Genomic DNA, 18,260 nt, shown 5'->3' on the forward strand with positions numbered 1-18,260 from the left:
TGCCGTCCTTTGCCGCGCGCATCACGGCGTCACGACGGCATGGCGCTCGGGCCGGGGGCGACGGTCGAGTAGGAGCCGATCTTCTCCTTCACCGGCACCAGCGCCCGCACCGCGCCCGCCCTGCTGAAGGTGAAGGTCATCGGGATCGAGCCCGTCGGCCGCACGCCGGTGACCTGGGCGATCGGCCGGTCGAGCCCGACCGGCCGCCCCGGCGGCACCATGACCGGCGCGGCCAGCTGGACCGATCCGCCGCCGCCGTCCACGGTGACCCGCTCGAGACGGTCGGGCTGCCCCTGGTCGTTGATGATCACCGCGTACAGGGGCAGCGTGGCCGGCGGGGGCTGCCCGGGCGCGCCGGCGAGCAGGAAGACGTTGCGCAGGTGCACGTCGTGGTGGCTGACGTTGGCACCCTCGTTCTGCGGCTGGTGGAACCGCGTGACATCGTCGAGATCGTGGGTCACGCCGGTGCACCCGCCGGTGGCGAGGCCGAGGCAGAGCGCGGTGGCCGCGATGACGCGAAGAGCCGGCACGGCAACCCTCCTGACGCGAGGAGCTGGGACTGTCGCGCTACCCACGCCCGTCCCCCCGTAACCGGAGACCGGAAGGGCCCCGCCGCGGCGGGTCACACCACCTCACGCTCCCCTTGCGGTGTAACCGGTCCCGCGCGGTACACGCGGTCGTCGCGAGGACGCGTCCCGGCTTTCCGGCGGCGCCCGCGCGATGCGGTCGGGCCGGAAGCAGAAGAGTCGGGCACGCCTCCTTCCATGCTTGGACCTGGGCCGTAGGTAGCCGGCGGCTGCCGGGATGGTTCACGTGGCGGTTGGCGGCAGCAGAGCATGCCGACCGTGATGAAGCGGCTTCCGGACAGCCAGGAGCCCCTTTGGGTATCCACCCCGCGCGGCGACAGGTCGGCGGAGATCTTGTCTCCCGCGTCGCGGTGCCGTGAGCCCGTGAGGCGGTCACCCTCGTGGTCCACCTGTACGAGCGGCTCGGCCGCGACCATTGTCATCGCCGGGTCAGTCCTGCGGTGCGATTTCGGCCTGCTGGTTCTGGATCGTCACGAGTGGATCGTCAGGAGGCCGATCCATCCGGGTGGCGACGGCATGTACCGGAATGTCGATCTTCGTGCTCGACCTCGGTGAAGGCCGAGGCCCGGGCGTCCGGGACGAACTGGTGTTCCGCAAGGGGAACGCTCGCAGCTCCTTGGTGCGATCGCCAACCTGACCCGTCGCACGGAGCTGCTTTGCCCGGCAGGCGCGGTCGAGGGCTTCTTGAGGTGTGCCGGCCAGTTGGGGCCAGCGGTCGCGGGCGTGCTGGCGCAGTCGCCGAGCGCGGGAGGTCTTGGAGCCTGCGCTCCGAGCTCGAACGCATGGTGGAGGCGTCCTTCTCGAACTCGAACCCAGGTATTGCATGCGAACCATCGCGGGTAGGCGTTCGCCATCATGTTCCGGCCCAGTGCTACGATCTCCACCTTAATTCGTACATGATTGTTCGAGTTACGGGAGACCTGTCCGATCATGGATGGAGGCGCGCACGGTCGTGGTGCTGAGCATGGATGCCAAGACGGTTCTGCTGGCGGCGGGCCTGATCTTTCTGCTGGCGTTGCTGCTGGGCGTATGGAAATATCGCCAGATGGCCACCTCTGCGGAGCACGTGGCTCACCCCTACGTGGACGTCGCACATCGAACCGCCTTGCTCTATTCGTTCGCGACGCTGCTGCTCGCGGCGTTCGTCGAGTTGAGCGACTGGCCGTCGTCGGTGGACCTGGTGGCGGCGGGGGTCATGATCTTCTTCTTCGTGGCCGCGATCGGGACCTACGTTTACCACGGCTGGCGTCGTGACACCGACAATCAGTTGCGCCATCCCGTACGCGGCACGAGCGCGTTCATGGTCTCTCTGATCGTCGGTGAGATCGGCGGCTTCGCCGTACTGCTGGCTGGATTCGTTCGGGCACAGCTTTTGTGAGTCGGGCCTTCTCGCGAACGCCGGAGCTCCGGCGGTCTCCACCTCGGCCAACGTTGAGGCCCCCTGAGGGACTTACGAACGAGGCCTTACTGACGGCGACTCCGCAGCTGCCAGAGAGCGCCGGCGTCGCTCCACGAGGAGGAAACGGACGACGATGAAGCCGGTACTCGCCGCAGCCGCCATCCATACGATCGTCTTCCCTATGGTCTCGACCACCTCGTTCCTGCCGGGCGGGAGCACGACCATCTGGACGGCGGCGCCGACCGGCACGGTCAAGCGTGCGAGCAAACCGATCGCTCCCGATCGCTTGACGTATGTACCAACGGCTCCCAAGGGCGCTCCGAACACGACACTGGCGACCCACCACAGGGGCGGTTCGGACTCGTACCAGGGGAATTGCCCGCCGCTACGGATGGTGTCCACGATGCTGTAGGCGGCTGTGGCCGCAAGAAGGGCCAGTGCGCCGGCGGCGGCACCGCCCCGCGCCAGCGCGGTGGGGCGGCTCTCCCCGGCACGTGTGACCAGCCACCCCACTGCGACCGCCAAACCCGCCCAAGCCCAGCCGGAGTCGAGCAGCACGCTCATGATTTCCGCGATCGACCACCCGCTGGTGGTGTAGGCACGGCTTGAAAGGTCGGCGTAGCTGTGGGAGAGGGCGTTCACGAGGGAGGTTGCCGCGCCGAATCCCGCTCCGACCGCCAGGGCACTCACCAGGATCTCTACGGGACGGATCACGCGCGAGCGGTCCTGCCATCGACTGCCGTGCCGCTGATCGTTGGTCACGGTGCCTTCCTACCGCACGGATCATGCTGTGCAGGCGGACATTCCATGCGATCCAGTGATCAGCCGCATGTGCCGGTTGGTGGCATGTCCATGAACGGCCAGACCGCGCTCACCTCAATCTCCTGTCAACCGGGTGTCAATCCGAGCGGGCCACAGTCAGGGCCATGAAGACGATTTTCGCCGCCCTCCTGCGGATTACCGGTATCGGCGTCACCGGCTGCGGCGCCTCGCCCATAGGCTGCTTCCGGCAGCAGGGCCGCTGATGGGACCACTCAAACGCCCTCTGGCCAGGCCGATGGCAGGTAGCAGCCCACCGTGGCCGGCGCCTCTAATCCCGCCGGCAGAGGTCTTCGACCCTCAGGAACGCGCGGTGCTTCCACCCCGACCGCTCACCGCCGCCGCAAGGTAGAAGATCGCCGCAGGTCGCAGAGGATGGAGTGCGCCCGAACCAAGGCCGGGTTTCGGTCCGATCAGGCAGTCGGGCGCCCGCTGGGCGATAACGCGCGGGAGACGTGTTTGCCCAGGCCGGGTTGCTCTACTTTGCCCGCCGCGACCCGAGTCGAGGGTCGAGACCCCGTGCGGATACGGGTCACGCCGGAACGCCCCGGCGTGCCAGGCCTTGGGACTCTCCATCCGGGCGGTAACGCCAAGCACTGATCCGCGGGGTCATCCGAACCGCCTGAACAGGCCGGACCGGCCTGTTCAGGCGACGACAGGTTCGCCGCTCAGCGCGACACCGGCCCGGCGCAGTTCGTCCAGTGCGGTGCGCGTGGTGTCGGCAGCGACGCCGGCGGTGTAGTCGAGCAGGACCCGCACCGTGAAGCCCGCGCGCGCTCCGTCCAGTGCGGTGGCCTTCACGCAGTGGTCGGTCGCGATGCCGACGACATCGAGGTCGGTGATGTCGCGGGCCTTCAGCCAGGCGGACAGTGTCGTGCCGTCCTGGGTCGAGCCCTCGAAACCGCTCTTGGAGGCGGAGTGAGCGCCCTTGAAGAAGACCTCGTCGACGTGCCCGGAGTCGACGGCGGGCGCGAAATCCGGATGGAACTCGCTTCCCTCACTACCGACGACGCAATGCGCGGGGAACGAGTCCTGGAAGTCGGGATTGTCGGAGAAGTGGGCGCCCGGATCGATGTGGTGGTCACGGGTGGCGACGACGAAGGCATACTGTCCGTCGGCGCGCCGGACCAGCTGGGCGATGGCGGCGGCTCGATCCGCGCCGCCCTTCACCGGAACGCTGCCGCCCTCGCAGAAGTCCTTCTGCACATCGACGATGATCAGTGCACGACTCACGGAACATCCCCTCTCCTCGGGTGTACCTCTCCGATGATCACTCTTCCGCCGGCGGGCGGGCACGTCACGGGCCGGACGTTCACCGACTGGCGTGGCGCGCATGGCAACGCGGTTCACCGCTCCGGATCCGGACCACATCCACTCGATTGTGACATGGAGTATAATCATACTCACTATGCGTGTTCGCCCTGGGGGGCGGAAGGGGGTCCCGGTATGGCCGCATGAGCTTGACGGAGGTCAACGGCATCATCAACGGCCTGCGGGACAGCCGACAGGCCGACCGGGGAGCCTGTGAGGCATGGCGGATTCACGAAGCCGGCCGAGGCGGGGTTTGCGCTGCCTTCCGGACCGCCCCGGCAGAAACAAGGTCGCCCACTCGGCCAGGCACGTCGCCAGCTCGGTCCCCGGACCGTACGGCCGGCCGAAACCGCGGCCGGTCCCTGAGGGCAGCGCCCGACGGCGGCTGGCCGATGAGCTGAAGGTTGAACGCGAGCGCGGGCAGGCCGCTGGTGGAGGCCCTGCTGAAACAGTTCCAGGTCGACGATCGAAGCGGCGCGACATCGTGCGTAAGCGGACACCGGCCAGTCCGGCAAGACATGCGTCGCCCTCTCCCGGGGCGCCGAAGTAAGTCATTTACCGCGAAATTTGCCTTTCACGGTTTCACCCGCAGCTCTTCATTCCGGAGCCAGATGGATTCCGGAGCCTGATGGAGAGGAGCGGAAGGCTGTTGATGTTGTCCTCAACTGGAGGAGGCACCATGGACGCTGTCCCGCGACCCCGGACATCGACGGGCAGGAGGCCACCGGGCACCCGTGCTCGTTGTGCGGGCACGCTTGCCGCCGCTGGCCTGCTGCTCCTGGGGTCGGTCGCCTGGTCTTCGCCTCGCCCTACAGTCGCACCATCCCTTTCGGCCATGCCCCAGGACCTCAGTGCGGAGGCCGTCCGGGCCTACGTCTACGGCTATCCCCTGGTGCTGATGGAGACCTCCAAGCGGACCCTGAGCAACGTCGCCAAGCCCGATCCCGTCGCCATCAAGGCGCCGATCAACCAGTTCGCGAAAGCGCAGAACGTTCCCGGTCCCGCCTTCAAAGGGGTGGTCTCGCCCAACGTCGACACCCTTTACGCCAGCGCCTGGCTGGATCTGGCCAAGGAGCCCTTGGTGCTGCACATGCCCGACACGCAGGGCCGGTACTACCTGATGCCGATGCTGGACGCCTGGACCAACGTGTTCGCCTCGCCCGGCAAGAGGACCACCGGCACCGGGAAGGGGGATTTCGCCATCACCGGGCCGAACTGGCGCGGCGCCCTGCCTGACGGTGTCAAACAGATCAAATCTCCGACCGACACGGTCTGGATCCTCGGGCGCACCCAGCTCAACGGCCCTTCCGACCTGCCCGCCGTACAAAAGCTCGTCTCCCAGTACACCCTGCTGCCACTCAGCGCCTATGGTCACGGCGCCTACACGCCCGCGCCGGGCAAGGTCGATCCGACCGTCTCCGCGGCCTCCCCGCCGGCGCAAGTGGAGCAGATGGAGGCCCAAGCATTCTTCTCCACGCTGGCCACCGCGATGGGAACCAACCCGCCGGCCCCCGCGGACGCGCCGATGGTCGCCACGCTGGCCAAGCTGGGAATCCACCCTGGCAAGCCGTTCGACCTCAACGCCGTCGACCCGGCCATCGGCAAGGCCCTGCGGGCGGCGGTACCAACGGCACAAAAACAGATCAAGGCGGGTGTGGCCGCGCTCGGCGAGGACGTCAACGGCTGGCGCTTCGCCACCAACCTGGGCAGCTACGGCACCGACTACATGCGGCGCGCCGCCACAGCCTGGCAGGGCCTGGGCGCGAACCTGCCCCAGGACGCCATCTATCCGCTGACCTTGGTCGACTCCTCGGGCCGACCGCTCGACGGGGCCGGCGAGTACGTCATCCACTTCCCTGCCGGACAGACGCCTCCGGTGAACGCGTTCTGGTCGATCACGATGTACGGCCCTTCGGGCTTCCTCGTCGACAACCCCATCAACCGCTACGAGATCGGGCACACCGCAAAGCCGACCGCCAACCCGGACGGGTCGGTGGACCTGTACATCGCGCACGACGCCCCTGCGGGCAAACAGGCCAACTGGCTGCCCGCCCCGACCGGCGCCTTCAACCTCATGCTGCGCATGTACTGGCCCGAGCAGAGCGTCATCGACGGCACCTGGAAGACCCCTCCGGTCACCAAGTCACCCTGACGACAGCGCTCCGCCGCGAGCCACACGAGAGAGGCGGCCGACATGAAACTCGACATCACCCGGACGAACCAGGCGATCGAGCGACTGCTCGAGACGACCGACAATCCGCGGCACCGGTTCCTTCTGCAGGCCTACTATCGTCACCGCTACCTGGAGATCGCCGGGCGCTACCAGGAGATCTTCGCGCCGGACATGATGGTGGAGGAGCCGGTGTACCACTTCCATGCCCTGGGCATGGACGTGACCCTGCGGGGACAGGACGCGATACGCAATCTGTACCGCACCTGGGCGGAAACCGGCGAGTGCGTCATGTACACCGACGACGAGATGATCGCCGTCGGCGACAACATGATCGCCTCCAAGATGACCGGATACCAGTTCAAACCAGGCAAGGTGCTCGCTGCCGCCGGGTTCGACGTCGATGACGAGAACGCCATGTACATCTACAAGGCTCAGGAAGAGATGGTCTGGCCCTACGATGACCGCGGCCGGCTCATCGGCGAGGACGTCTGGGAACTCGACCCCGACCAAGCCGAGATCATCAAGGTCGACCCGGCCGATGTCATCACGACACAGCAGGCCGCCGATCTGCTGAACCCGCTGATCAAGCCCCTACCGTCATACGACGAGGCGGTGCTGGGACACAAAGCTCGGTAGACCGACTTCCCGCCCCAGAGCAGCAGGAGACGGCCGCGATGTGCTGGACAGCCGGGTACCTGCCCAGGTGGACTCCTCGGCGAGCCACGTGGCGAGCAGGGTGTCTGCCGTCATGGCGGGCGCACCTGTCGAAATCAGCTGGAGGCCGGTTCGCAGCCCGAGCGGTGCAGACGAGCGCACCCGCCCTGGCTTGCCAACGGCACCGGCCGTCCGGTTGCTGCCCGCCCCATGGCGGCGGAACTGCCGGACGGAACCGCGGCCGTGCCGTGCTGCCCCGTGAAGCCTTGGCGTCGCGCTTGGCGGTCAGGATGGCTGAAGTTCGTCGAATAGGGCGAGGGCTTCGGTGGGGTCCGGGCTCACGAGGCGTTCCAGCCCGGCCGTCGTGATCTTCGCCCACCTGCCGGCCCGTGCCCACATCTGTTCCTCGAAGGCGCGGACGGCCTCGTCCAGTTCGCCTGGGCCGGGGGCGGCGGCGACGGACTCGGCGAGTTCGGCGCCTTCCAGCATCGCGAGGTTCGCGCCCAACCCGAGTGGGGGCATCAGGTGGGCGGCGTCGCCCAGGAGCGTCACCCCGGGGACGTGGGCCCAGGTGTGGGACACGGGCAGGACGTGGAGGGGGCGGTGGACGAAAGCGGTGCCGTGGCGGAAGAGGTCGAGGACGGGAGCGGCCCAGCCGTCGAACAGAGCCAGCATGCTTGATCGCACGGCCTCGACGTCGGCCAGGTCCAGGCCCGCGTCCATGCCTGCGCGCCGGTTGAGGCCCATATGCCGGTCCAGGTTCGTGTGCCAGTCCAGCGGCGCGCGGAACTGGGCGTACACCTTGACGTGGCCGCCGCTGTTGCGCTGGGCGACGAGGCCGCGGTTCACGCCGTACACAGCCATGGAACCGTCGCCGATCAGCCGGGCGAGGTCGGGGTGGCGGGTGTCGACGTCGTCCAGGGAGGTCTCGACCATGGTGACGCCGGTGTAGTGCGGCGTCACGGACGAGACCGCCGGACGGACCCGGGACCAGGCGCCGTCCGCGCCGATCACGAGGTCGAACGTCTCCTCTCGACCGTCCGCGAAACGGACCAGCACGCCATCCCCGGTCCCCGGCACCACCTCCGTCACGCCCCGCCCCCACTGAACGTCCAGAGGGCCGAGCAGCAGGTCACGGAGTTGCCTGCGGTCGATCTCGGGATTGGCCCGGTCATCAGGACGGGGTTGCCAGTCGCGCAGGACGGTCCCGTCCACGTCCAGGATGCGCATGGCCTGTCCTTCGGGACGGGACAGCGCCTGGAACTCCGCCAGCAGCCCCGCCTTGCCCAGCGCGAGTTGGCCCAGATTTTCGTGCAGGTCCAGCGTGCCGCCCGGGGGACGGGCGTCGGGGGTGGGATCGCGTTCGAGGACGGTGACGGGGTGATCGTGGCGGTGCAGGACGCGGGCGAAGGTAAGGCCGGCGGGGCCGGCTCCGATCACGGCGATACGATGTCTCATATCGATACACTGTATTTTGCCGAGACGCTGTATCGCAACAGCTACGATGTGACCCATGACTGTGTGGGACCGGCCGGAGCCGCCGACGCGCCCCGCGCCGCTCGACCGCGAGCGAATCGTCGCCGCCGCCATCGCGCTGGCCGACGAGGGCGGGCTGGAGGCGGTGTCGTTGCGCAAGGTCGCCGCCCGGCTGGACGCCGGCCCGATGCGGCTGTACGGATACATCTCCACCAAGGAGGAGCTGTTCGACCTCATGGTGGACGAGGTCCATGCCGAGATCCTCCCCGAGGAGCAGCCCGGCGACTGGCGGGAGGTGCTGCGCATCCGCGCCGACCGCACCAGGCAGGCCGCCCTCCGTCACGAATGGCTGGCCGACCTGCTCGGCGGCCGTCCGAGCCTGGGCCCGAACGCCCTCGCCGTGACCGAGGCCACGCTGGCCGCCCTCGACGGCCTCGCCGACCTCGACACCGTCATGCGCGCCGTGGAGACCGTCAGCGCCTACTTCACCGGCGCGATCAGGCGCGAGATCGCGAACCTGCGGGCCGAGCGCGCCACGGGCCTGTCCAAGCGCGACTGGCAGCGCGCCTACGGCCCGCATGTGAGCAGGATGCTGGCCACGGGCCGCTTTCCCGCGCTGGCCAAGGCCGTGCACGACGGCACCGAGGTGGACGCCGAGGAGTCCTTCGCGATCGGACTGGACTGGGTCCTCGACGCCGTGGCCGCCAAACTCACCCGGCCGCCGGCGTGACACGGCACCGTCGGCAAGGCCTGGCCGGTGTCCGTGCCGAGTCGGCCCAACCTGGCGAGCAGCAGTCGACTGGGCCGGCGGCCACGCCCGCACAGGCAGCGGCCCCCACCGCGGGCACTCCGCCACGACAGAAATCACCGGCAGGGGTGGCGAGGTGCGAACCCGCGAGGTCATCCCTCGACGTCACCGCGTAGAGTCTCCTCCATGAAGGGCATGATCACGATCCGCGAGGCGGGGCCCGGCGACGGGGACGTCCTCGGCGAGATCCATGCGATCTCCTGGGGCATCTCGCACGGCCCGTTGTGCACGCCGAAGGTCGCTGCCGCCGGTATCCAGGAGCGGCGCACCAAGTGGGACGCCATCCTGGCCGAGGGCAAGGACACAGTTCTGCTCGCGCTCCTGGATGATCGTCCAGGCGCCTTCGCCCGCTTCGGGGCCTCCTCCTCCCGCCCCGGCCTCGCGGAGATCCACACCTTCTTCGCCCACCCAGACGTCTGGGGCAGCGGCCTCGCGGCGGCCTTGCTGGCCGCCACCTTGGACCGGCTGCGGGAGGTCGGTCATGACCGCGTGCATCTGTGGACGCTTCAAGACTCAGCCCAGGCGCGCCGTTTCTACGCCAAGAACGGCTTCAGCGAGACCGGCAGGCGACACAACCACGACTTCGGAGAGGGCCCTCCGCTTGCCCTCCTGGAGCTCGAGCGAACCGTGCCCCGGCCCCGACTGTGACGGCCGTGCGGCAGGCCGCAACCGAGATGTGGAAGTCGGCCGGTTTGCTCACCCCGCCGGCGACCGAGGTGAACGCGGCCTCGAAGACCGGAACCCGGCCCATCACTTCCAACGGCAGATCCGGCAGGTCGACCCGCCGAACATCCAACACATGTGCCTGACCAGCAGAAACGACTAGGTGAGCCGGTATCGCCGAAGCTACCGCGGGCTCCATGACAGCTCACCGAGCTCCTGAGAGTTCCTGATCAACCCGTGGCCGCCGCCGCGGTCGCGGTCGCCCTGAGCGCAAGAGGCCCGACCAAGCTGGACCCCGGCCGGGCCCGGCTGGCTACTCTCCGCCGTATGTCAGCGGCGGCGTCAGGACGGCGACAGCCCGGTATCAGAGCGGTTGGCGATGGTGGATGTCGACAGAACACAGCACAAGGAGCACATGATGCAGACGTTCGACACCCCCGCCCCGATCTCCGCCGTCCTTGACATCCCCGCCGGACGCGTCCAGTTCATCGCCGCCGACCGGGCCGACACCGCGGTCGAGGTCCGGCCCACGAACGCCGCGAAGAGCCGCGATGTGAAGGCGGCCGAGCAGACCACGGTCGAATACGCCGACGGCGTCCTGCGGATCGGGACTTCGGTGAAGAACCAGTACCTCGGCCCGTCTGGATCCATCGACGTGACGGTCAGGCTGCCCGCCGGGTCCCACATCGAGGCGAAGACGGCCGGCGCCGAACTCAGGACCGTCGGCCGCCTCGGCGACGTCGCCTTCGACGGCGCGTACCACCGGATCAAGCTCGAGGAGACCGCAAGCCTTCACCTCACCGCGACCGACGGCGACGTCGAGGTCGGTCGGCTGGGCGGCCCCGCACAGATCAGCACCGCACGGGGCGACATCCGGATCGCCGAGGCCGTCGGCGGCAAGGTCGTGCTCCGCACCCAGTCCGGCGACATCTCGATCGCCGCTGCCGGCGGAGTCTCGGCCGCCCTGGACGCCGGCACCACCCGCGGCCGCATCACCAACGCCCTCAAGAACGACGGCACCGCCGGACTCGACATCCACGCCACCACCTCCAACGGCGACATCACCGCCCGTAGCTTGTGACCTCTGCGTAAGCGCAGGTTGTTGGATGCGGCGGAGTTCCTGAAGGCCGGCCGACACCGCCCTCCGCGTGCCCGGCACGCCGGACTCAGGAGATCCCTTCTCCTGCTGAAGGCTGGACTCGCGCGGAGTCAGGCCGTGGAAGACCAGGTGGAGCAGGGCGTCAACGACTTCTCAAACTCGGCAGGCTCAGGAATTCCGGTGCGGTACGCACCGGAAGTCGCGCCGACGTGCCGCCCGATCGCGCCCGGGTGGCACGCGGGGACGGGTACCCCCAGCGGTGCCGGCCGGAACCGTCATCCTCTGGTGACGAGGTGGAGGGGCTTGCGGTCCGGCAGGCGCCGGGACGCGGCGGTGGCGCGCTCGCGCCACCACAGGAGACCGTTGGCGTCGGCCTGACGTTCGAGCGTGCTCAGGTGGGCGGCGGCCGTGTCGTGCCTGCCGATCGCCGCGGCCAGCAGGGCCAGGTACCAGTCGACCGGCCCCATGCAGACGACCGCGGAGAGGGCGGAGACACGGCCGCTGTAGGGCAGGAGGGTGTCGTAGATGGCGCGGCATTCGTGCGGGCGGCCCAGCGCGGCCGCGGCGGCGGCGCGCAGGCAGACCATGGACAGCCACGACCAGTCGCGGCGCGGCGCGGGGCGCGGGCCGTCGTTCAGCAGCCTGGCTTGGTCGACGCGGCCCTGGGCGCACAGCTGCAAGGTCCGGACGTCGTGGCCGAGGGTGGGGTGGACGGCGTGGACGGCGTCGATGAGCGGGCCGGCCTCGGCCATCGTTCCCTGGTGGAAGCCGAGGCCGATGCGGCCCATGGCGACGGCCTGGCGGGCGTGCCAGACGCCGAGGTGGGCGGACTGGGCCTCGGCGTCGTCGTACAGGAGGGCGGCCTGGTCGAACCGGCCGTCCATGGCGAGCCGGTTGGCACGCCACAGGGTGTGTTGCAGGCGTGGCCAGGGCAGCGGGAGGCGTTCCAGCAGGGTGTCGCAGCGGGCGGCGGCGCGGTCGGCCGCGGGCAGGGCGAACGTTTCGAGGTGGTGGTGGGTGTCCATCATGTGGGCGAGCAGTTCGAACTCGGGGGTGTTCGTCTGTGCCGCGAGGTCGTGCAGTTCGGCGGCGATGCGCTGCAGTTCTGGGAGATGCCGCGGATGGGGCAGGGCGAGGTGGCGGGCGTTGAGCGCGAGCATGCGCAGGTGCGGGTCGCCCAGGCGGCGGGCCATGGCGACGGCCTCGGCGGACAGGTCGTCGCGACGCGGGTCGCAGGTGCCGTCGTACAGCTCCTGAGCCAGCCCGGCCAGCAGCCTGGCCCGCTCGGGAGAGTCGGTGGCGGGCAGGTCGCGCAGCGCGGCCTCGAAACGTCGCACGAGCCTGAGATCGACAGGCTCGTATGGGTCCCGTAACGTCCACAAGGCCGGGACGTCGAACGCGGTCAGCACGCGGACCACGAGGCCGGTCTCTTGGTCCCCGCGGTCGGCGACGCGGAGCGCCACCGCTCTGGCCCGGCGCGCGGCGATCGGGTCCCCGGCGTTCAGGCACGCCCGGATCCTGCGCAGGAGGAGTTCGACGTGTTCGGCCGGGTCGCCCCCTGAGGCGTCGTGGGCGGCGACCGCCCTGTCCCACCAGGTGGCCGCCTCCTGGTAGGCGAGATGCAGGTCCGCGTGCTCGGCGGCGGTCACGGCCCAGCGGACGGCCTCGCCGTACGCCGCGGGTCCCGCCTGGACCGCGTGGCGGGCGATGACGGCCACCTCGGTGGAGGGACGGGAGGACAGGGCAGTGGCCAGGTCCCGGTGGATGGCCGCCTCGCGCAGGGGCGGGATGCCGCGGCGCACGGCCTCGCGGACCAGGTCACAGGCGAACGCCAGGCGACCGGCCCCGTCTGTCCTCAGCAGTCCTCCGCGGACCGCCTCGTCGAGCAGGCCGTACGCCTCGACTCCGGCGACCTCGGCCACCAGCGCGGGATCGAAAGCGACGCCGATCGACGCCGCGACCGCCAGCGCCTCCGCCATCCCGGGCAGGGGCGCCGGCCACAGCCGCACCAGTTCGGCGACCGCGTCGGGGACGGCGTCCAGGTTCCTCGCCCGGATGCTCTCGCGGACGAGGAACGCGTTGCCTCCGGTGCGCCGGGTCGTTCTCCGGGCGGACTCCTCGTCCAGGTGCACTCCCAGGTCGGCGGCGACGGCACGCACGGCGTCGGCGCCGAGGCCGGTCACGGGCACGCGGACCAGGTCGTAGCGCGCCCAGGTGGTGAGCGGGCCGTCGAAGCCGGTACGGAACGCGGTCACCAGGGTGATCGCGGCGTCCTTCGCCAGGTCGAGAAGGTCCCTGAGGAGATCGAGCGAGGCGGGGTCGGCCCACTGAAGGTCGTCCAGGATGATCACCAGCGGGCGGGACCCGGCGGCGGCGATCAGCCGTCGGGCGACGGTCCGGCTCGCGCCTGGCGATGCGGCGTGCCCGTCCGGCCACCGGTCCTGTGGCGGCTCGACCAGGTGGTGATCCGGCGCCGGGCAGTGCTGCTCCAGCGTGTCCAACACCTGGATCCACGGCCACAGCCGCGGGGTCGTCTCGTCGTCGTGACAGCGGCCCCAGAGGACCAGCTGCCCCAGCCGCGTCGCGCAGAGCTCGGCGAACGCCTCCAGCAGGAAGGTCTTGCCTGCCCCAGGGTCCCCGGTCACCGCCGCGACCGACAGCCCAGCGTGCGCGGCCCGGCCGGCCGGCGCCAGCAACGCGGCGAGCTCGCCGTCGCGCCCGCGCAACACCCGCCCTGGCGTGGGACCGACCTCGGGCATCGGGCGGGGCTCGGGCATCCGGCTGGGCTCGGGCATCCGGCTGGGCTCGGGCATCGGACTGGGCTCGGGCATCGGACTGGGCTCGGTCATCGGGCGGGGCTGGGGCGAGGATGCCAGGGCGGTCTCGGGAGCGGCCAGAAGCAGGACGGCGTCGTGCGCGACGGCGGCCAGCGAATCGGCCTGGTGGAGGATGTCACGTTCCATGGCGCGCAGTTCGGGGCCCGGGTCGAGGCCGAGCTGATCGGCCAGCAGGTCGGCCGCGCGCCGGAGCACGGCCAGCGCCTCCGCCTGACGCCCCGTGCGGTACAGCGACAGCGCGAGCAGGCACCACAGCCGCTCGCGCAGCGGGTTGGCCATCGTCTCGGCCTCCAGGAAGGCGAGCACGGCCTGCGGGCGGCCCAGGTCGAGCAGCGTGCGGGCGTGCCGTTCGACGGCGGTGAGCCGCAACTCGTGCAGCCGGCTCACCTCGGTGAGCGCCCATAGCTGGTCGCCGAACTCCTCGTACGGCGCGCCCCTCCACAACCCCATGGCCTCCTCCAGACAGACCAGCGCGTCCCCCGGCGAACGCAGCTCCGACCGGCCCACCAGGTCGGCGAAGCGGACCGCGTCCACCCGGTCCGTCGCCAGCAGGTAACCGGGCGGGCGGCCGATCAGCAGGGTGGGCCTGGTGCGCGGAGGGCGTCGGGGTTCGAGCGCGCGGCGCAGGTTCGACACGTACGAGTGGAGCGTCGCCAGGGCGCTGGGCGGCTGCGCGTCGCCGTACAGGTCGTGGAGCAGGGCGTCGGCGGAGACCACCGCGCCCCGCGCGATCAGCAGCCGGGCCAGTACGGCGCGCGGGCGCGGACCGCCCAGCTCGACGGGTCCTCCCTCGGCGTCGCGCACCTCCAGAGAACCCAGGACTCGAAATTCCACCTGTACTCGCTCACGCCTTCTCGGACGGGACGAAGGCCACGTGGCCGGGCCGGACGGCAAGCAGCACCCCGAGCGCGGCGTACCCGACGACCAGGTGCCCACCGCCCACCCAGCGCGACACGTCCTCGCCGAGCACCAGGTAGGAGGGGACCGTCACGACGGCCCAGCTCTCCGCGACCAGCGGCCACCAGCGCAGCTTCCCGACCCACCGGCCCGCGACCGCCAGCTTCACGCTGATGGCGGCCATGCCCAGCATCGACAGCGGCCAGCAGAGGTCGAGCGCGGCCAGCCAGTCCGCGTTCTTCACGTCGTCCGGCAGGACGCCGTGCAGGAACGACCAGACGCTGGCCATGCCCAGCAGGACCGCCTCGACCCTGAGCGCCACGGCGGCGGCGCGGGAGGTTCCGATGGCCTGGGTCCTCATCTGCACCCACAGCAGGCAGAACACGCCGAGCTGGAACAGCAGGCCGGTCAGGTCCACGACGCGCTCTCCCACGCCGACGCCGGTCGAGCCGAAGACGAAGATGGCCGATGCCCAGGAAAGCGTGCCCGCCGTGAGCCCGGCGCCGGCGAGGCGGACGGCGGCGACGCCGATCGGTCGACGGCCGGTGCCCGGCGAGCCGTTCATGATCTGGAGATCCGTGCGAGCCTTGGCCGGCTCGTCTGTGATGCGGGCGTCCATGCTTTCCCTCCGGTTGCGAATGGCGACGGGGTCCACGATGCGCGTCCGCCGTCCCGGGCCGGCAGGGTCGCCCGTCCCCACTCAGGTCCCGGCGCTCGGCCCGCTGTCCCGGGACAGGCTGTCCCGGGACATCAGGACACGAACCCGGCGACAATGCTCGGGTGATGAATGCCGGACCGGCAGGGATGCCGGCGTCGAGTTCTGCCCGCAGGCCCGTGGTCCTGCCGGTGGCCGTGACGGTGTGCGCGGCCGCGCTGCTGGTCGGCACCGTACTGCTGGACGTCGGCAACGCCGGCGTGGCCCTTCCGCCGAACAGCGACCTCGACGAGGCCGGCTGGCCCTCCGCGCTGGCGGGGCTGGCCCAGGCCGTGCCCGGCGCGCTGTTGCTGCGGCGGCTGCCCCGGCATCCGGTCGCATGGGTGCTGACGCTCTCCGGGCTCGCCTGGGCGCTGAACGGCTTCCTCGGCGCGTGGGCGGTGCACGCGATCTACGTGTCCCCCGGCGCGCCATGGGCCGCTTTCGCCTACTGGTTCTACGCCCGGTTCGGCGCCGCGCTGCTGATCGGGCTGCCGCTGCTGATCCTGCTGTTCCCTGACGGGCGCCTGCCGTCCGGCAGAGGATGGCGGTGGCTGTCGGCGGCCAGTCTCGCGCTGACCGCGCTGCTGCCCGCCGTCTGGGCGTTCGCGCCGATGGCCGTGCTGACCCGCTACGACGCGGCCCCGCTGCCTCCCGAGATCGCCCGGCTCGACCTCGACCCGTTCAGCGTCGGCCTGCCCTACGAGGTCTGGCTGCCCGTGCTCGAAGTCGCCAGTGCCGCGGTGCCGGTGAGCCTCGTGGTGCCTTTCGCGGTCATGGTGCACCGTTACCGCGTCGCGGATCCGGAGCGGCGGGCGCAGATCCGCTGGCTGACCTGGGCGGCGCTGGTGGGCATGTTCGTGCTGCCGCTGCCGCTGGTGGCCCCGCCGGAGCTGCCGCCGCTGCTGCTGTGCGCTGCGCTCGGGCTCACCTCGGGCGCCGTTTTGGTCGCGGTGAGCAAATACCGCCTGTACGACATCGACCGGCTGCTGCCCGCGACGTTCCTGTACGGCGTGCTCGCGGTCGCGGTGGTGGTGATCGATGTGGCGGTGTTCACCCTCGCGGGCAGCGTGCTCGGCGAACGCGACTCCGCGCTGGCCGCGACCGCGATCGTGGCGGTCGCCTACGCGCCGCTGCGCACCTGGCTGTGGCGGGCGGCACGGCGGCTCGTCCGCGGGGCGCGCGATGATCCGTACGCGATGGTCTCCACCCTCGCCCAGCGGCTCGAGCTCGCCATAGAGCCGGACGAGCAACTCCTCGCCCTGGCCCGGACAGTGGCGGAGGCGTTCCGGCTGCCGTACGTGCGGGTGGAGATCGAGCGGCCGGGCGGCGTGCGGTCCGTGGTCGAGCACGGTTCACCGCGCGGCCCGTCGGTCTCGCTGCCCGTCGCCTACCGCGCCGAAGCGGTGGGCCGCCTGGTGCTGTGCGGAGCCGACCTGACGGAACGCGACCAGCGGCTGCTCGGCGACCTCGTACGGCAGGCCGCCGCGGCGGCCAGGGCCAGCGAGCTCAGCACCGACCTGCAACGCATCCGCGCCCAGCTCGTGCTCGCCCGTGAGGAGGAGCGCCGCCGGCTGCGCCGTGACCTGCACGACGGGCTCGGGCCGAGCCTGGGCGCCGTGGCCCTGCGCATCGAGACCGCCCGCAACCTGGCCGCCACCGCGCCCGCGGAGTCCGATCGCATCCTGGAGCAGACGGCCGCCGAGGTCTCGACCGTGCTGGCCGATGTCCGCCGTCTGGTGCACGACCTGCGCCCGCCGGCGCTCGACGAGCTCGGCCTGCTCCGCGCGGTGGAGCAGCAGGCCGGGCGCGTCCGCGCAGGCGGCCTGCACGTGGTCGTGTCCGGCGACGGGCTCGCCCCGCTGCCTGCCGCGGTCGAGGTCGCGGCATACCGTATCGTGTCGGAGGCGCTGGCCAACGTGGCACGGCACGCCGACGCCGGGCGCTGCGACATCTCACTCGGCGTGCGGGACGGGGCACTGGAGGTGCTCGTGCGCGACGACGGCTCCGGCATCGAACCTGACGTCGTGGCCGGGGTCGGCATGCTGTCGCTGCGCGAACGCACCGCCGAGCTGGGCGGAGACTGCGAGGTCAGCTGCCCGCCCGGCGGTGGCACGCTCGTGCGCGCGAGGCTTCCGCTGGAGCAGACCATGGAGGTGGCAGGTGTCCGATGAACCGATCCGCGTGCTGCTCGCGGACGACCACCCGATCTACCGCGACGGGCTGGCGGTACTGCTGGGCTCGATCCCCGGCATCGACGTGGCCGGCACCGCGGCGACCGGTCTGGAGGCGGTGGAACGCGCCGCCGCCCTGCAGCCCGACATCGTCGTCATGGACGTCGCCATGCCCGGCCTCGACGGCATCGAGGCGACGCGGCGCGTGGTCGCGGACAGCCCGCACATCGGCGTCCTCATGCTGACGATGTCGGAGGAGGACGCCACCCTGTTCGAGGCGATGCGCGCAGGAGCCCGCGGTTACCTGCTGAAAGGCGCCAACCAGGCCGAGATCGTCCGTGCCATCCAGGCCGTCGCCCACGGCGAGGCCATCTTCGGCCCCTCGGTCGCGCGGCGCGTGGCCGAGTACTTCTCAGGCCCGGCCACCAGGCCGGACGACGCCACGTTCCCGCAGCTCACCCCGCGCGAGCGGGAGATCCTCGCGCTGATCGCCGCGGGCCGGTCCAACCCGCAGATCGCGGCCGCCCTGTTCCTGTCACCGAAGACCGTGCGCAACAACGTCTCCAACATCTTCGCCAAGCTGCACGTCGCCAACCGGGCCGAGGCCATCCTCCGCGCCAGGGACGCGGGGCTCGGCCGCTGATCCCCATGGCCGTCCCGCGGCGACAC

General features: G+C 70.7%; 14 protein-coding genes. 8 read left to right on the plus strand and 6 right to left on the minus strand.

All coding sequences use genetic code 11. From position 1 onward, the window contains the following. Window positions 1-29 precede the first annotated feature (29 nt). The gene (locus ACWDLG_RS32895) at window positions 30-530 is read right to left on the minus strand and encodes a hypothetical protein (protein ID WP_449927650.1); all 501 of its coding nucleotides are present in this window, start codon (window positions 528-530) and stop codon (window positions 30-32) included. A gap of 991 nt (window positions 531-1,521) precedes the next feature. Here ACWDLG_RS32895 and ACWDLG_RS32900 point away from each other — a divergent pair. Beyond that, window positions 1,522-1,965 (plus strand): hypothetical protein, encoded by a 444-nt coding sequence (locus tag ACWDLG_RS32900; RefSeq protein WP_449927653.1) that lies wholly within the window; start codon window positions 1,522-1,524, stop codon window positions 1,963-1,965. 72 nt (window positions 1,966-2,037) lie between these two features. Here ACWDLG_RS32900 and ACWDLG_RS32905 read toward each other — a convergent pair whose 3' ends face one another. Further along, window positions 2,038-2,748 carry a hypothetical protein gene (locus tag ACWDLG_RS32905; protein ID WP_449927656.1) on the minus strand — a complete coding sequence of 237 codons (711 nt, stop codon included), beginning with the start codon at window positions 2,746-2,748 and terminating at the stop codon, window positions 2,038-2,040. A 702-nt stretch (window positions 2,749-3,450) separates the two neighbouring features. Continuing rightward, window positions 3,451-4,038, minus strand: coding sequence for an isochorismatase family protein (locus ACWDLG_RS32910; RefSeq protein WP_449927659.1), 588 nt, complete (start codon window positions 4,036-4,038; stop codon window positions 3,451-3,453). A gap of 913 nt (window positions 4,039-4,951) precedes the next feature. On the opposite strand from ACWDLG_RS32910, the gene ACWDLG_RS32915 reads away from it, so the two are divergent. Continuing rightward, the gene (locus tag ACWDLG_RS32915; RefSeq protein WP_449927662.1) at window positions 4,952-6,268 is read left to right on the plus strand and encodes a DUF1254 domain-containing protein; all 1,317 of its coding nucleotides are present in this window, start codon (window positions 4,952-4,954) and stop codon (window positions 6,266-6,268) included. A 42-nt stretch (window positions 6,269-6,310) separates the two neighbouring features. Then, window positions 6,311-6,925 carry a hypothetical protein gene (locus ACWDLG_RS32920; RefSeq protein WP_449927665.1) on the plus strand — a complete coding sequence of 205 codons (615 nt, stop codon included), beginning with the start codon at window positions 6,311-6,313 and terminating at the stop codon, window positions 6,923-6,925. A 303-nt stretch (window positions 6,926-7,228) separates the two neighbouring features. Here the strand turns inward: ACWDLG_RS32920 and ACWDLG_RS32925 are convergent, their stop codons facing one another. Continuing rightward, window positions 7,229-8,401: an FAD-dependent oxidoreductase gene (locus tag ACWDLG_RS32925; RefSeq protein ID WP_449927668.1), complete on the minus strand. Its 1,173-nt coding sequence runs from the start codon at window positions 8,399-8,401 to the stop codon at window positions 7,229-7,231. Window positions 8,402-8,456: 55 nt separating this feature from the next. On the opposite strand from ACWDLG_RS32925, the gene ACWDLG_RS32930 reads away from it, so the two are divergent. The 3 genes from ACWDLG_RS32930 to ACWDLG_RS32940 all read left to right on the plus strand — a co-directional run bounded on the left by ACWDLG_RS32930 (window position 8,457) and on the right by ACWDLG_RS32940 (window position 10,971). After that, entirely contained in the window at window positions 8,457-9,149 is a 693-nt protein-coding gene (locus tag ACWDLG_RS32930; RefSeq protein WP_449927671.1) for a TetR/AcrR family transcriptional regulator, read from the plus strand. Between the two features lie 204 nt (window positions 9,150-9,353). After that, entirely contained in the window at window positions 9,354-9,875 is a 522-nt protein-coding gene (locus ACWDLG_RS32935; protein WP_449927674.1) for an N-acetyltransferase family protein, read from the plus strand. A 433-nt stretch (window positions 9,876-10,308) separates the two neighbouring features. Beyond that, a complete protein-coding gene (locus ACWDLG_RS32940) occupies window positions 10,309-10,971 on the plus strand; it encodes a DUF4097 family beta strand repeat-containing protein (RefSeq protein ID WP_449927745.1) in 663 nt (220 codons plus the stop codon). A gap of 293 nt (window positions 10,972-11,264) precedes the next feature. Here the strand turns inward: ACWDLG_RS32940 and ACWDLG_RS32945 are convergent, their stop codons facing one another. Both ACWDLG_RS32945 and ACWDLG_RS32950 read right to left on the minus strand, forming a co-directional pair. Beyond that, window positions 11,265-14,660: a BTAD domain-containing putative transcriptional regulator gene (locus ACWDLG_RS32945; RefSeq protein WP_449927677.1), complete on the minus strand. Its 3,396-nt coding sequence runs from the start codon at window positions 14,658-14,660 to the stop codon at window positions 11,265-11,267. A 10-nt stretch (window positions 14,661-14,670) separates the two neighbouring features. Further along, window positions 14,671-15,342: a hypothetical protein gene (locus ACWDLG_RS32950; RefSeq protein ID WP_449927680.1), complete on the minus strand. Its 672-nt coding sequence runs from the start codon at window positions 15,340-15,342 to the stop codon at window positions 14,671-14,673. Window positions 15,343-15,506: 164 nt separating this feature from the next. Between ACWDLG_RS32950 and ACWDLG_RS32955 the strand changes: the two genes are divergently transcribed. Continuing rightward, window positions 15,507-17,591, plus strand: coding sequence for a sensor histidine kinase (locus ACWDLG_RS32955; protein WP_449927683.1), 2,085 nt, complete (start codon window positions 15,507-15,509; stop codon window positions 17,589-17,591). Beyond that, window positions 17,581-18,234 (plus strand): response regulator, encoded by a 654-nt coding sequence (locus tag ACWDLG_RS32960; protein WP_449927686.1) that lies wholly within the window; start codon window positions 17,581-17,583, stop codon window positions 18,232-18,234. Before ACWDLG_RS32955 ends, ACWDLG_RS32960 begins: the two co-directional genes overlap by 11 nt. The last annotated feature ends 26 nt before the right edge of the window (window positions 18,235-18,260 follow it).

This window comes from Nonomuraea sp. NPDC003727, assembly GCF_053586935.1.